The organism is Flavobacterium sp. ZB4R12, from assembly GCF_048276375.1.
Lineage (GTDB): Bacteria > Bacteroidota > Bacteroidia > Flavobacteriales > Flavobacteriaceae > Flavobacterium > Flavobacterium gawalongense.
This window is the reverse complement of sequence record NZ_JBLNKS010000027.1, coordinates 13,799-29,694: the sequence shown is the minus strand read 5'-3', so window position 1 is coordinate 29,694 and position 15,896 is coordinate 13,799. Positions and strand designations below refer to the sequence as shown.

The window sequence follows — 15,896 nt, the reverse complement described above, 5'->3', positions numbered from 1 at the left end:
AAATTTACAATGAAAAATAAACCCATTTTAGGATTAAGAATTAATGTAAATTTATATCAGGATTAATAACAAAAAGTGTAAACTTTTTTCAGGACGAGACACTGTGTTAATTTGTTCGATCCGTGTTATCTGTGTTCTATTTTGAGATGTGTCCAGACGGTAGGATGGAAGCGGCATCCTTTTATTATCGTTTTTTTACGAGAATAAAAGATATAGCAAGCAGGACACGAGCGAAGCGAACTGACGAAGTAAATAGCTCCTGAAAAATATATTGCATATTACTAAAAAAGCAGTAATTTGGGACCTAATATTTGGCGTATCGTTAAATATGTGTCCTTGATTTTAACAAAATAACAAAACTATGTATCATTCAAAAATAGCAGGATTAGGATTTTATGTCCCTTCCAATAGTGTTACCAATGACGATTTGGCGAAAATTATAGACACGAATGATGAGTGGATTCAGGAGCGTACGGGTATTCAGGAAAGAAGACATATTATTCGAGGTGAAGATACTACAACTACGATGGGAGTAAAAGCGGCTGAAATTGCGATCGAGCGTTCCGGTGTTACTAAATCAGCTATTGATTTTATAGTTTTTGCCACCTTAAGTCCCGATTACTATTTTCCAGGTCCGGGAGTTTTGGTACAACGTGATTTAGGTTTAAGAACAGTAGGCGCATTGGATGTCAGAAATCAATGTTCGGGATTTATTTATGCTTTGTCAGTTGCCGATCAATACATCAAAACGGGAATGTATAAAAATGTTTTGGTGATTGGTTCTGAGGTACAATCGACAGGATTGGATATGACGACACGAGGTAGGGGTGTTTCAGTGATTTTTGGTGATGGAGCAGGAGCAGTAGTTTTGAGTAGAGAAGAAGATTTGACCAAAGGAATTTTGTCTACACACTTACATTCCGAAGGGCAACATGCAGCCGAATTAATCGTGAAAGCACCAGGAATGGGAGGCCGTTGGGTTACTGATATCTTGGCTGATAATGATCCGGATGACGAGAGTTATTTTCCTTATATGAATGGACAATTCGTGTTTAAAAATGCGGTGGTTCGTTTTTCAGAAGTAATAAATGAAGCTTTGCAAACCAATAATTTGCAGGTTTCGGATATCGATATGTTGATCCCGCATCAGGCGAATTTGAGAATTTCTCAATTTATTCAAAAGAAATTCGGTTTGACGGATGACCAAGTGTACAATAATATTCAAAAATACGGTAATACAACTGCCGCTTCTATTCCGATTGCTTTGACCGAAGCATGGGAACAGGGGAAAATAAAATCAGGAGATACAGTAATTTTGGCTGCTTTTGGTAGTGGATTCACTTGGGGAAGTGCTATTATTAAATGGTAATATCACTTTTTTATTGCCGCTGTAAGCGTGCCAATTAAAATCAAAAAACCCGGAGTTGGCATACTCCGGGTTTTTCTTTGGTAACAAATTATTAAAACTAATTTTTATAAAAGCCCACCGCTTCCTTGGGTTTCGTTTTTATCTCGTTGTTTTCTTTGGATTGCTTTGTTTTTTCCTGAGCCAAAACGATAATTGAATCCAACATACGCCGATTGACTTTCCCAGTTGAATTGTCCTTCTTGTCTTTTTGGTTTACTGCCATCAAAAGCAAAATTCATTGTATTGAATACATCACTGAATCGAGCTGTTAGGGTTCCACTTCCTTTTAAAATGGTATAACTGGATCCCAAATCGATTTTCCACATGGGTTGTCTTTCAAATTGCAAACCTAAATCACGTCCTCTGTACATTCCTGTCAACTGAAGGCGCAAATTTTTAGAAGGTTTAAACGTATTGCTAATTCGGGTATTGAAAATGGTTACATCTACTTCTATAAATTCATCGGCAACAATCCCTTTTGTTTTCTTATTATACGCATCAAAACTGATGTTGGCACTCCACCATTTTTTAAATTCTAAATTTCCGGATATTTCAAAACCAAAAGCATCATTATCGTTGAGGTTAGCATATGACAAAATTTGTTTTGAAGGATCGTTCGGGTTTTCGTAGAGTGTTCTTGTAATCTCATCGTTTATTCTTCTATAAAATACACCAGTTGTAATGGAACCTATTTTTGTTTTTCGGGTGTAATTCAATTCAAATGAATTGGTAAACTGAGGGAAAAGTTCCGGATTTCCTTCGGAATCAATTTGAGGTGTGCTCCATTCACGAATAGGATTTACCTGATTGATGCTTGGTCTGTCCACACGTCTCGAAACACTCAAATTAAAAGAGTTTTTTTCGCTTGGCGAATAATTGATATATCCCGAAGGATAAAGCGTAAATAAGTCGTCTTCGAAAGTGGCGTCATTTTCGTTTACTTTTTTGAATATAGCACTTGCATTGTATTTTTCAAATCGGGTTCCTGCCTGAGCACTCCATTTTCCCCATTGTTTTGAATAGGTTGCGTAGGCGGAATATATATATCGATCTAGGCAAAATCTGAATTGTAAGCATCGTTTAAAAGGAACTTATTTCGAGTATCTTCAATTCTGGTTTCTAATCCCAATTCTAATTTAGCGGTCTCTGATAAAGGATTTGTATAATCTAAATTTACTAAAGTGTTATTTCCGATATTGGTAATATAATTGGTTTTGGGAGTATTAAAAACACCCATTTCCTTATTGTTATTGTTGCTGTGATTGAATTCCAGTTCAATGTAATGACCTTCTTTTTTAAAGTTCCTTTTGTAATCTAAATTATAAGTCTGGGAATAATTATCATTTTCATTATTAAACAACTGAGTAATATCCGTTTTTGAAGGATCAAGAAAATCTACAGTAGTTTTAGAATTTCCATTTCCTTTATAAATGTTATGGTTTGTATAAAAGGAGAGGGTGTTTTTTTCATTCAAATAAAAGTCAAAACCTATTTTCGCTAAATGAGAAGTATTGTTATTTACAAAAGTGAATTTTTGAAAATCCTCCTCACAGGTTCTAATGTGTTTATGAACCCACGATTGGATTGTTTTCCTGTATTCAAGCCATAATTTCCATAAATATTGAACTTTCCGGTTCTGTAATTCATGTCTGCTGAAGAATTCAATTTTGGTGTTTTTCCAAAAGTTACACCATTATTTATGCTTCCGTTAAAACCAATTTTACTGTTTTTGTTCAATACAATATTGATTATTCCACTCATTCCTTCCGGATTGTATTTAGCCGAAGGATTGGTAATTAATTCAATTTGCTTGATGGATGTAGAAGGGATTTGTTGTAATAGTTGTGAAGCGTCAATGTTGGTAGGTTTTCCATCAATTAATATTCGCACATTTGAATTTCCGCGAAGGCTTATCGCATTCGTTTGTGGATCAACACTCACTGATGGAATATTGTTCATGATTTCTGCGGCAGTTGCTCCTGCTGATAATAAGTCTTTACCAACATTGATGACTTTTCTATCGATCTTTTGTTCAATTGTCGAGCGCTCATTTACCACTTCAACACCTTCCAATTGGATAGCATCTTCCTCCAGTGGAATCGTCTTTAGGTCAGCATTTTTTCCTTTTGCTGTTAATGAAATTGCTTTAGAAACGGTTTTATAACCTATAAACTGTATTTCTACAGTATATTTTTTAAATCTAGATTTTTGATAAGAAACGTTCCTTTGTCTGAAGTTATTCCTCCAGTAACTATTTTGTTATCTTCTTTCACTACAATGTTTACATAAGATAGTGGTTCGTTGGTTTTTTTTGTCGATAACCTTACCAGAGATACTTCCGGGATTTTCCAGAAGAGTTGGTTTGACCGAATTTTGTGCTTGCATCGAAAACACGGTTCCGAATAAACAGCATAAAATTAATTTGAGATTCATGATTTTGTTTTTTTGATTAAAAAAATGATTGATGATGATGATGATGCAAAGGTATTTATTTAACAGGTATTACATAGTACTATTTTATGCAAAAAAATAATTTTTTATTGAAATTGGATATTTGAAAGTTACCTAATAGACTCTTTTATGTTTAAATTGTTACAACTATTTTTAAAAAAAAGAACTGAACTGTGAAAAGTAAATAATTATACCATGCTATGCGTAGGAAATTATATTGTTTTCCAATTTTCAAATTGATGCATTATAACTATCTTTGCAACCTTAAAATAAATACATAAAATGACATTATCACAAATTCTTACGCCTTCTATTGAAAAAGCCGTTCAAGCTTTATTTGACATTGCTATTGACAAAGTTGAATTTCAAACCACTCGGAAGGAATTTGAAGGTGATATTACCATGGTGATTTTTCCATTATTAAAAGTTATAAAAAGGAATCCTGTAGAATTAGGAAACAAAATTGGTAACTATTTGGTGGAAAATGTAACCGAAGTGAGTCGTTTTAATGTAGTTTCCGGATTTTTAAACATTGTTATCTCTGATGAATATTATTTGGATTTCTTCAATGGAATCAAAGACAATGCAAAATTTGGTTTCGTTGCACCATCCCGAAGCTTCGGGACTGAAGATAAAGCAGTCATGGTGGAATATTCTTCACCAAACACGAATAAACCCTTGCATTTAGGTCACGTCCGTAATAATCTTTTAGGATATGCTGTTGCTGAAATTATAAAAGCTTCGGGTAAAAAAGTCTACAAAACCCAAATCATAAACGATAGAGGAATTCATATTTGTAAATCAATGTTGGCTTGGCAAAAATTCGGAAACGGAGAAACTCCAGAATCAACAGGTTTAAAAGGAGATAAATTAGTGGGGAATTATTATGTGGCTTTTGATAAAGCGTATAAAGAACAAATTGCCCAATTAATCTCGGAAGGAAAAACCGAAGACGAAGCCAAAAAACAAGCTCCAATCATTCTCGAAGCACAAGAAATGTTGTTGAAATGGGAAGCTGGGGATGCTGAAGTGATTTCACTTTGGAAAACCATGAACCAGTGGGTTTATGATGGTTTTGCCATTACGTATAAAAATTTAGGTGTCGATTTTGATTGTTATTATTATGAAAGCAATACCTATTTGTTAGGGAAAGACGTCGTTCAAATTGGTTTGGAGAAAGGTGTTTTCGAAAAAGATCCTGACGGTTCGGTTTGGATTGATTTAACGGATGAAGGTTTAGACAGAAAAATTGTGCTTCGTTCAGACGGAACCGCTGTTTATATGACACAGGATATTGGAACGGCTATTCAGCGTGTAAAAGATTATCCGGATGTCGGCGGAATGGTTTATACCGTGGGGAATGAACAGGATTATCATTTTAAAGTTTTATTTCTTATCCTGAAAAAACTAGGTTTTGACTGGTCTAAAAATCTCTTCCATTTATCTTACGGAATGGTAGATTTACCTTCTGGAAAAATGAAAAGCCGTGAAGGAACCGTTGTCGATGCCGATGATTTGATGCAGGAAATGACAGATACAGCCCAAAAAATTGCAGAGGATTTAGGGAAATTAGATACCTATTCTGCCGAAGAAAAAGCAAAATTATACAATACGATAGGTCTGGGTGCTTTGAAATATTACATTTTAAAAGTAGATCCAAAAAAACGAATTCTTTTCAATCCGGAAGAATCAGTAGATTTTGCAGGAAATACAGGACCGTTTATTCAATATACCTATGCCCGAATTCAGTCGATTATTCGCAAAGCTAATTTTGATTATGTCATTCCGAGCGCAGTCGAGGAACTTCACGAAAAAGAGAAAGAATTATTGAAACAGTTGGAATTATTTCCTGAGGTGATTCAGAATGCGGCCCATAATCACAGTCCGGCTTTATTGGCAAACTTCACTTACGATTTGGTACGGGAATACAATTCATTCTATCAGGCTGTTCCAATTCTTGGAGAAGAAAATTTAGAGAAGAAAATATTCAGAGTACAATTGTCTAAGAAAGTGGCTGATACCATCGCTGCTTCTTTCAGACTGTTAGGGATTAATGTTCCGGAAAGAATGTAGGATTAATAAGTTATTCTAAAACTTAAGTTTGGAGTTCGTAGAAGTGAAAAAGTTTTTACATCTTCAATAGAATTTGTAATCGCATTTATTCTATAATATTCATTAATTTCATTTTTTCGATTGAATACATTCAATACGGAGAAACCTAGTTTATATTGGGTTTTATTCAAGCTTTCCCATTTGTATGTTGTCGAAAAATTAACTTGAAAAAAGTTATCCAGGACTTTATTGTTAGGGGTATTATAATCAATTTTTGGATTTGAGGAATTACTATAATTTATCGCTGAACTTACAGGAGTTGTTTCGGGTTTTCCAGAATACCATTTTGAACCCAATGCTATTTTTAGATTTTTTCTTTGATAGATCCCAGCCCAAGAGACAATATGATCTAATTTAAAGTTGTTCGGAAATACAGGTTGTTCTATATTTGGAAAATGGTAATTATTATTGTTATAAGCATAACTCAACCAGGTAATGAAATGATTTATTTTTTTTTGCACCAGCATTTCAATTCCTAAGACCTCGTAATCACCATTAATTTTTACAAATTCTAATTGGTTTTGAAATCCTTGACTTGAGCTGTTGATTCCGGTTACTTTTTTATAAAAATGTTCTAAAGTAAATAACCAATTATTTTGGGTATAAAACAAACTAATTGATGCCTGTTTGCTTTTTTGAATAGGAATTGTAGTGCCATTTGCCAATATCCACCGTCTTTTTTCTATGCCAAAATAATCTTTCTGCAGATCAATAACCTGATAACAATTTTGACTTTTGAATTCCCCTAATACTTCTAAATTAAAATGTTTTGTGACAGCATAATTAAACTGCAATCTTGGTTCAAAAAGGTGCTTTTTAAATTTTTCAATATAGTTTAATCGCGCTCCGAGATTAAAATATATTTTGGATAAGGTATCGTTATATTTCCCTTCAACTATCAGCGCATGAGTTCGTAGAACTTCTTTAATTCTTCTGTAAAATATTGGACTATTTACTTCATCTAAATTTATAGTGCCTATTTCGTTAAACTGATATCCATTATTAAACGTAAATTTTGAAGAGATAACATGACTATTCTCAAGCTTAACACCATTGTCTAGCACTTTATTTTCCTGTCTTACAACCTGATTATCTTGTATTTTGTTTTTTTGGGCATTAAGTTCATAGGAGCTACTGTAAACATTGAAATTACTACTATTTTTTGCATTCCAAATACGTTTCCACGAAAGGTTACCGCCATAATTTTTTTGAAATAAAACATTATTTTCAGACTGAATTATAGTGTTAATTCTGGTTGTTTGAAAAACTTTAAGCTGATCATTAATGGTTATAAAATCAAAAACGAAATGGTCTTTTTGTCCAATTTTTTGAGAGTATTTTGCCGTAATATCGTAAAAATTAAATTTCTCGTCACTGGAATAATCTACATTTTGATTATTGGAAAAATTAGTAATACTTGTATTTTGAAAAGCTTTATTATAATATTGTTTGTAGGTAGGTGTCTGTACAAAATCGCTTATGGATTTTCTTCCCGCAATTTCCAGGAAACCTTTTTTGGTGATAGTAAACTTTGAATAAATGTCTGCATTAATCATATTTATTCCTGCACCAAAACTGTTTCCTTCAGAGTTATTTGGGTTAGAGGACATGTCAACAACACTCGATACACTTTCGCCAAAAAAAGCAGAACTCCCATTTTTAGTTATGGAAATAGTATGGGCTAAATTAGGATTGAACGCCGAAATTAATCCGAAAAAATGTCCCGTTTGGTACATTTTGATGCCATTCCACAAAAATAAGTTTTGATCATGTGTACCTCCTCTCACATTAATGCTAGAAATACTTTCTTCAACACTATAAATACCGGGAATTTGCAACATAGTTTGCAATACATCGGGTTCAATTAAACCAGGCAATATTCCGAGTCTCTTTGGTTTTATTGCAAATGTCCCATCAATTGTTTTTGAAATTCCGGATGTTAAAAAATGATTGGCTATTATATTATTTAACCCCGAAACTTCAACTTCAAGATAAACTTTAAGGCAATTTTTATTTTGTAAATCAGAAACAGAAATTTTTTTAGTGGCAAATCCCACATAACTGACCAGTAAATCAGTTACCTTCTCTTTTTTTAGTTCAAAATATCCATTCTTATTAGTTGCAGTACCGGCACCTACAAACTTAATATTCACATTTTCCAGTGGAGAATTATCATCTTTCGAAAATACATATCCACAAATATTTTTTGAGTCTAATGTATTATTGCTAAAAACGTTAATGAATTTATTGTCTATGTTTTCAAAGAAGAGATTGGTTTTCTTTTGAAGATAATTAATCTTCTCATTCAAAGACAAGGTTTTTTTTGGAGGGACAATTTTAAAAACAACTATTTCATTATCAATATAATTAAAATAAATATAATGTTGTTTCTCTATTGATTGAAGAATATCTTTTAATGCAATTGCTTTGCTTCTGTCTTGGGCTTTTATACTCAAGGCAAAAACAAAGCAAAAAAATAAGACGTAAATACGTTTAATAAAAAACATTTATTTTCCTTCAAAAATTATTTTGTTTGGAGCAATTTTATTCGGTTCTAAATGATAAGTAGTTGCAATAATTTGAAGGGCAACATCGAGATTATCTATAGGAATTTTCCCAGTAAATAATTCACCTGAATATTTTGCTTTCACTTCAATAGAAACGTTGTACTGTCTTTGAATTTCATCTAATATGTTGTGTAAATTTTCTTTATTAAAAGCAATTTTATTTTCTAGCCATTCCGGTTTAGAAGCATTAACGGTTGTATTTATCTGCTTTCCATTTTCAAAAGTAACACTTTGCCCGTGGGTTAAAATTACCTCTCTCTCTATGTAATTTACTTTTACCCTTCCTTCAAAACAAGTTACATCAAACCGATTTTTTCTTGCTTTTACATTAAACTGAGTTCCAAGAACAGCAACCTTTCCAAGATCAGTTGCAACTTCAAATTTTTTGCCTTTTGCTACTTTAAAATAGGCTTCTCCATGTAATTCAAGACATCTTTTATTGTCCCAATTCCATTTTTTATATTCAATTTCTGAACCAGCATTTAAAACTACTTCGGAATTATCGGGTAACGAAAAAGTGGTTCTTTTGCCATTAGGTGCATATTGGGTTTGTAAAACAAAATTTTGCATCATAAATGTAATTCCTAACCCAATGACTAAAACGGCAGCCACTTTAAACAGCCAGTTTTTGTATAAAGGAATAACTTTAGACGTAATTTTTTTATGACTAATAACATGTTCTAAAACTTTCTCTTCATTAAAATCCGGTACTTCTAAATGAGCAGTATAGTTTTTAATTTTTTCATATTTTTCATAATCAGGATTGGCTTTAAATTCAGCTAATTCAGCTTCTGTCAAATCGTTGTTTAGCCATTTTGCTAAAATGTAATTCTCTTCCATTGTATTAATCTTATATGTTTAAAACAAGTAAAAACAAATTTACCCTACTTTATAGTATCAATTTTTTTTCTTAGTTCAATTAAAGCCAAATGTATTCGCTTTTCAACTGCTTTAACACTTATATTTAATTCTTCTGCAATTTCGCTATATTTTTTACCATCTATTCGATGCATCAAAAATGCAACTCGTTGTGTTTCATTCAAATTTTCAATTGATTTTAAGAGCTTGCTTTTGAATTGTTTTTCTTCGAGTATAAATTCCGGGTTTTCATTTGTTTTATCAAGACCAGTAAAATTCTTTTCATATTCCAAAACTACTTTTTGATGTGCAATTTCGTTAAGAGAGTTATTATTGGCAATTATATATATATAGGATTTAGCTTTTTCAATGGGGACCGCAGCACAGTTTTGCCAGAGTTTAATAAAAGCTTCTTGGGTTAAATCGTCGGCTTGGTCTTTATTTCCATACTTATAAAAAATAAAATTGCGGAGTGACTTTGCATGACTTCTGAAAAAGTTTGAAAAAATAATTTTATCGCAAGTTTCTGATAATGAATTTTTTGTCATTTATTTCGTAATTTTTTACCTTACAAAGATATATTTATTTTTAAATTTTGGTAGGGTAATGTTGATGTAAACTGTTTTATTATTAAACCGCTAATTTTTTTATATGAAATGAGCATGACCGTAATTGGGTCGCGAACACCAATGATGATATGCGAATTACATATGACCGATAAAAAACAATAAATATCAACATATAAAATGAGCATAAATGAAAACTCGATACAACTGCGAAGCAATCACTGAACACCTATAAAAATAAATGTTTTAGTGAAGTAAACACCGATGAAGATATACGAAACGGAGTTCGATGACAGAAAAAAAACAATATAAAAAGTCATCAATTCCATATTCCATTAAAAAACAAATATTAGCTACATATGAAAACAATTAAATATTTATTAATGAGCTTTACGGCAATAGTATTTATTTCTTGTCAAAATGAGGAAACATTGGTTATTCAAGATACTACTCAAAACTTAACGGCTGTATCTCCTCTTACGAGTTTGATTTCTAGGGTATCACAAAACCCTACGTCTAAGGATAATATTTTGGATAATTCTAGCTGTTTTAATGTTCAGTTGCCGGTTATTGTTATTGTAAATGGAACGCATATTACAGTATCTAACCAAAATGATTACCACACGGTTCAAAACGCATTAGATGCTTTTTCAAATGATGATGATATAGTAAACTTTGTTTATCCAATAACAATTCAGTATCAAAATTTCAGTACGCAACTGATTACAAATGTTGATCAATTAGACGACGTTATTGATAATTGTGATGAAGATGATGGGTTTGATGAGATTGACTGTATACATATAAATTACCCAATAAAGATTGATATTTATAATGCAAATAATCAAATTGCAAATGCGATTAGTATTCAAAATGATACCGATTTATATAATTTTTTAGAAGATATAGAAAGTAATGTGTTTATATCTATCAACTATCCAGTTTCTATTACAGACCTGAATGGTCAAAATGTTGTAATTATAAACAACTCTGATTTTGAAGACAGTATTGAAGCTAGTATAAAGGATTGTGATACTAATTCAGGCACTGGAGGAAATCCGAATTTCACTTCGATTTTGACAGATGGAACATGGCATGTTTCTTACTATTTTGACAATATTGATGAAACTTCAAATTACAATGGTTATAATTTTACTTTCAATTCTAATGGGAGTGTTGCGGCTGTAAAAGGAACAAATAATATTGGCGGAACTTGGTCAACTTCTGTAAATAGTGGTCAAGATATATTTCTGTTAAAATTTGATGACAGTAAATTAGATGAATTAGAAGACGATTGGAAAATTACGGAATACACAACTACTAACGTTAGACTGAAAAATGAAAGCAGTAGTAGTGGAGAAACTCATTATCTGTATTTTACTAAAAATTAATTACAACCAAATACAAACCTTAATTAGTTACTTTAAATTTTAAAGAGCGATTTTTATAAATGTATTTATAAAAATTGTTTGCCAAAAATATTAATTATTAACCCCTAATTATATATTACTTAACCTTTAAAAAAATGAAAAAAATGAAAAAAACATCAATTTTAGCATTACTTGTCATTATGATAAGTTCTTGTACGGATAATCCATCTACAAGCGGAAATGTGACATTAAAAGCTTCGGCCGTTTCTGTAACAGGGAAAACTTCTACCACTGCTCGTACTGCTGCATCAACAGTGGTAATCACGGATTTTAAAATAAACATTGGTAAGGTAAAATTTGAACTAGATGAAGAAGGTGAAATGCATCATACAGATTCTATTTATGATGATGATGTAAAACTTGTAGGCCCCTTTTTATTAGATTTACTTGATCCAAACAAAACTTTGAGTCAATTTATTACTTCTGTTAATGTTCCAAATGCGAAATATGAGGAAATTAAGTTTAAGTTTGAAAGAAGTATTCAGCCTGGAGAAATGGAAGGTAAAACTTTTTTGATTAAAGGTACCATTGACGGTAAAAACTTTATTATCTGGAGCGGCAAGGATGCTGAACTTGAAATGGATTTTGATGATCCAACTAAAGATTTTACAGTTAATAGTAATGATGTAACTCTTAATATTAAAATACAACTTGATGCTCTAATGGCAAAACTAACATCATTAGCAAGTCAAAATCTACTTCTGGATACTGACGGAGATGGTGTTATCGAAATTAGTACTGATAATGATGATGGGCACCATGATTTTGGAGAGCAAATAAAATCTTTACTTGAACAAGAAATAGACTTAGATGACAAGGATTAATCAAAAGTTAATTTAATTTCATTAAAAAAGGGGCTATCTTAAAAAGACAGCCTCTTTTTATTTGTAATACTATTTAAACTTCAAAATCAAATGCTTAAATTTGCACTTCAATAAAATAAAAAATCATGTTCGATAATTTAAGCGATAAACTAGACAAAGCCTTTCATATACTAAAAGGTCACGGAAAAATCACCGAGGTAAACGTAGCCGAAACATTAAAAGAAGTTCGTAGAGCTTTACTTGATGCCGATGTTAACTTTAAAATCGCCAAAGATTTTACCACCAAAGTAAAAGAAAAAGCAATTGGTCAAGACGTATTAACCACGCTTCAACCGGGACAATTATTGGTAAAGTTGGTCAAAGACGAGCTTACGGAATTAATGGGTGGCGATGTTGCCGGAATAAATCTTTCTGGTAATCCAACGGTTATTTTAATGTCGGGTTTACAAGGTTCAGGTAAAACTACTTTTTCTGGAAAACTAGCGAATTATTTATTGACCAAAAAGAATAAGAAACCATTATTAGTAGCTTGTGATATCTATCGTCCTGCGGCTATTCAACAATTGTATGTTGTTGGAGATTCGATAGGAGTTGAGGTGTATTCTGAACCAGAGAATAAAAATCCTGTTGAGATCGCTCAAAATGCAATTAAACATGCTAAAGCCAATGGTTTTAATGTGGTGATTGTCGATACAGCCGGTCGTTTGGCCGTTGATGAGGAAATGATGAATGAGATTGAACGTGTTCATAAAGCGATTCAACCTCAGGAAACTTTATTTGTTGTTGATGCCATGACAGGGCAAGATGCTGTAAATACTGCAAAAACCTTTAACGAAAGATTAAATTTCGATGGTGTCATCTTAACTAAATTAGATGGCGATACCCGTGGTGGAGCTGCAATTTCAATTAAATCGGTTGTAAATAAACCAATTAAATTTGTAGGGACAGGGGAAAAAATGGATGCTATTGATGTATTCTATCCTGTTCGTATGGCGGAACGTATCCTTGGGATGGGTGACGTCGTGTCTTTGGTAGAAAGAGCGCAGGAGCAATTCGATGAAGAAGAAGCAAGAAAAATCCAAAAGAAAATCGCTAAAAACGAATTTGGTTTTGATGATTTCCTTTCTCAAATTCAACAAGTAAAGAAAATGGGTAATATGAAAGATTTGGTTGGAATGATACCAGGTGCTTCAAAAGCCATGAAAGATGTTGAGATAGAAGACGATGCTTTCAAGCATATTGAAGCTATCATTCATTCGATGACTCCAAAAGAAAGAAGCAAGCCAGCTATAATTGACGTGAAAAGAAAAGCTAGGATCGCAAAAGGTTCCGGAACAAAAATAGAGCAAGTCAATCAATTGATGAAGCAGTTCGAACAAATGAGCAAAATGATGAAAATGATGCAAGGACCAGGAGGCAAAAACCTAATGAAAATGATGGGTGGCATGCAAGGTGGTATGCCAGGAATGCGTTAATTATTTATTTAAGGTTTAAAGGTTCCAATTTTTTGAACTTTTAAACCTTAACTTTTATATAAAAATAAACCACTACTAAACCTTAAAGTTTCTAGTTTTCAAAACTTTAAACTTTAAACTTTAAACAATTTTAAAAATGCAACTACTAGACGGAAAAAAAACAGCAGAAGATATTAAAAGCGAAATCGCTGCCGAAGTACAAAAAATGAAAAGCAATGGGGAGAAAGTACCTCATTTAGCAGCAGTAATTGTGGGTAACGATGGTGCTAGTTTAACGTATGTTGGAAGTAAGGTAAAAGCTTGTGAACGAGTGGGTTTTGAATCGACTTTAGTGAAAATGCCAAGTACTACAACTGAAATTGAGTTGTTGAATAAGATTAAAGAGTTGAATGAAGATGATAACATTGATGGGTTTATAGTTCAATTGCCGCTTCCTGAACAAATCGATGAGCAAAAAGTATTGATGGCAGTGGATCCAAGTAAAGATGTTGATGGATTTCATCCAGAGAATTTTGGAAAAATGGCATTAGACATGACCACTTTTATTCCTGCAACGCCTTTCGGAATTCTAGAATTGTTAGAAAGATACGGTGTGGAAACTAAAGGAAAACATACCGTAGTTATTGGTCGTAGTCATATTGTAGGTCGTCCTATGAGTATTTTAATGGGAAGAAAAGGTTTTCCAGGAAACTCAACGGTAACCTTGACGCATAGCTACACTAAAAATATTGAAGAAATTACGATTCAGGCTGATATCATTATCACCGCTCTTGGTGTTCCTAATTATCTAAAAGCGGATATGGTGAAAGATGGAGTTGTGGTTATTGACGTTGGTATTACTCGTGTTCCTGATGAAACAAATGACAAAGGTTATGTAATAACCGGTGATGTTGATTTTGAACATGTGAGTAAAAAAGCATCGTTTATTACCCCAGTTCCCGGTGGAGTAGGACCCATGACGATTGCGATGTTATTGAAAAATACACTTTTGGCAAGAGAAATGAGAATAAACAAGTAAGAACAATATACTTTACTTAGAGCCTTAAACTATCGTTTAAGGCTTTTTTTATCTTAAAAAACGCTTAAAATTCTAATAATTGATTACTGTAACAAAATATAAAGAATACTTTTGCAACACTTAAAAAACTGGCCATTTAAAATGGACGATTATTATTCGGAAATATTGAATTAATATAGCACTTGATACACCATTCAAAATGCTATGAATAAACCTATAGAATTTTGAAATGAGAGCTTTTTACAAAAACAATAACGGATTAATTGCCACTAAAGAATGGTCTCCAAACTGCTGGATAAATATTGAATGTCCAACTGAAGCAGAAAAGAAATACTTACTTGAGGAATTGCAAATTCCCGAGGCATTCTATAGTGATATCGAAGATATTGACGAAAGACCCCGTATTGAGATTGAAAATGGGTGGACATTGATTCTCATGCGAATTCCTGTAAAGAGCAATGATGTAAAATTGCCTTTTCATACGATTCCTGTAGGCGTAATTTTCAAAGACGACATTTGTGTTACCATAAGTTTTCAGAAAACAGAAATGCTTATCGATTTTGTAACTTACACCCAACGCAAGAATATTGATATAAAAGATAACTTTGATCTCGTATTGAAATTGTTGTTGTCTTCGAGTGTTTGGTATCTAAAATACCTCAAACAAGTCAATCAAAAAATTAAATTGGCAGAAGATAATCTGGAAAAATCGATTAAGAATGAAGAATTACAAGCTTTGCTTCAAATAGAAAAATGTTTGGTGTTCTTCATGACTTCGCTGAAAGGGAATGATATTTTATTACACCGAATTCGGAATATAAAATCACAAAAAGAACATTTTGATCTCGAATTACTGGAAGATGTTGAGATTGAATTGCGTCAGGCACAGGAAACCACCAATATTTACAGTGACATCCTGACCGGAACGATGGATGCGTATGCCTCTGTGATTTCTAATAATATGAATACTATTATGAAACAGATGACTTCGATTTCGATTATTCTGATGATTCCAACATTGATTGCGAGTTTGTATGGAATGAATGTGCCCAATGACCTGCAAAATAATCCGTATGGAATAGGGATTATCATTTCAATATCAGTTCTGTTATCTGCTTTTGGTGTGTTTTTATTTAAAAGAAAAAGATGGTTTTAAAAAAACGTTTCGAATTTTGAAACGTTTTTAA

Annotated in this window: 11 protein-coding genes and 1 pseudogene; 7 read left to right on the top strand and 5 right to left on the bottom strand. The window is 32.5% G+C overall.

Features of this window, described 5'->3' with window-relative positions:
- Nucleotides 1–361 precede the first annotated feature (361 nt).
- Nucleotides 362–1,369, top strand: a complete 1,008-nt coding sequence (locus tag ACNO7W_RS15760) for a 3-oxoacyl-ACP synthase III family protein (protein ID WP_417938844.1) — start codon at nt 362–364, stop codon at nt 1,367–1,369.
- A 104-nt stretch (nt 1,370–1,473) separates the two neighbouring features.
- Here the strand turns inward: ACNO7W_RS15760 and ACNO7W_RS15755 are convergent.
- Both ACNO7W_RS15755 and ACNO7W_RS15750 read right to left on the bottom strand, forming a co-directional pair.
- A pseudogene (locus ACNO7W_RS15755) lies at nt 1,474–2,768 on the bottom strand (outer membrane beta-barrel family protein).
- Nucleotides 2,769–2,926: 158 nt separating this feature from the next.
- Complete coding sequence (locus ACNO7W_RS15750; protein ID WP_417938843.1) at nt 2,927–3,481, bottom strand: TonB-dependent receptor plug domain-containing protein; 555 nt, start codon at nt 3,479–3,481, stop codon at nt 2,927–2,929.
- Between the two features lie 660 nt (nt 3,482–4,141).
- Between ACNO7W_RS15750 and argS the strand changes: the two genes are divergently transcribed.
- On the top strand, nt 4,142–5,932 hold the full coding sequence (argS, locus tag ACNO7W_RS15745; protein WP_417938842.1) for an arginine--tRNA ligase: 1,791 nt from the start codon (nt 4,142–4,144) through the stop codon (nt 5,930–5,932).
- A 2-nt stretch (nt 5,933–5,934) separates the two neighbouring features.
- Here argS and ACNO7W_RS15740 read toward each other — a convergent pair whose 3' ends face one another.
- The 3 genes from ACNO7W_RS15740 to ACNO7W_RS15730 are packed head-to-tail and all read right to left on the bottom strand — an operon-like array spanning nt 5,935 to nt 9,944.
- Nucleotides 5,935–8,427, bottom strand: a complete 2,493-nt coding sequence (locus ACNO7W_RS15740) for a TonB-dependent receptor (protein ID WP_417938841.1) — start codon at nt 8,425–8,427, stop codon at nt 5,935–5,937.
- Nucleotides 8,428–8,478: 51 nt separating this feature from the next.
- Entirely contained in the window at nt 8,479–9,378 is a 900-nt protein-coding gene (locus tag ACNO7W_RS15735; RefSeq protein WP_417938840.1) for a FecR family protein, read from the bottom strand.
- A gap of 44 nt (nt 9,379–9,422) precedes the next feature.
- Complete coding sequence (locus ACNO7W_RS15730; RefSeq protein WP_417938839.1) at nt 9,423–9,944, bottom strand: RNA polymerase sigma factor; 522 nt, start codon at nt 9,942–9,944, stop codon at nt 9,423–9,425.
- Between the two features lie 377 nt (nt 9,945–10,321).
- On the opposite strand from ACNO7W_RS15730, the gene ACNO7W_RS15725 reads away from it, so the two are divergent.
- The 5 genes from ACNO7W_RS15725 (at nt 10,322) to ACNO7W_RS15705 (ending at nt 15,865) form a co-directional block, all read left to right on the top strand.
- Nucleotides 10,322–11,353, top strand: coding sequence for a hypothetical protein (locus ACNO7W_RS15725; RefSeq protein ID WP_417938838.1), 1,032 nt, complete (start codon nt 10,322–10,324; stop codon nt 11,351–11,353).
- Between the two features lie 134 nt (nt 11,354–11,487).
- On the top strand, nt 11,488–12,216 hold the full coding sequence (locus tag ACNO7W_RS15720) for a hypothetical protein (protein ID WP_235890115.1): 729 nt from the start codon (nt 11,488–11,490) through the stop codon (nt 12,214–12,216).
- A gap of 125 nt (nt 12,217–12,341) precedes the next feature.
- Nucleotides 12,342–13,691: a signal recognition particle protein gene (gene ffh / locus ACNO7W_RS15715; protein WP_143385843.1), complete on the top strand. Its 1,350-nt coding sequence runs from the start codon at nt 12,342–12,344 to the stop codon at nt 13,689–13,691.
- Nucleotides 13,692–13,827: 136 nt separating this feature from the next.
- Nucleotides 13,828–14,709 (top strand): bifunctional 5,10-methylenetetrahydrofolate dehydrogenase/5,10-methenyltetrahydrofolate cyclohydrolase, encoded by an 882-nt coding sequence (locus ACNO7W_RS15710; RefSeq protein WP_143385844.1) that lies wholly within the window; start codon nt 13,828–13,830, stop codon nt 14,707–14,709.
- Between the two features lie 229 nt (nt 14,710–14,938).
- Nucleotides 14,939–15,865, top strand: coding sequence for a magnesium transporter CorA family protein (locus ACNO7W_RS15705; RefSeq protein WP_417938837.1), 927 nt, complete (start codon nt 14,939–14,941; stop codon nt 15,863–15,865).
- Nucleotides 15,866–15,896: the final 31 nt, after the last annotated feature.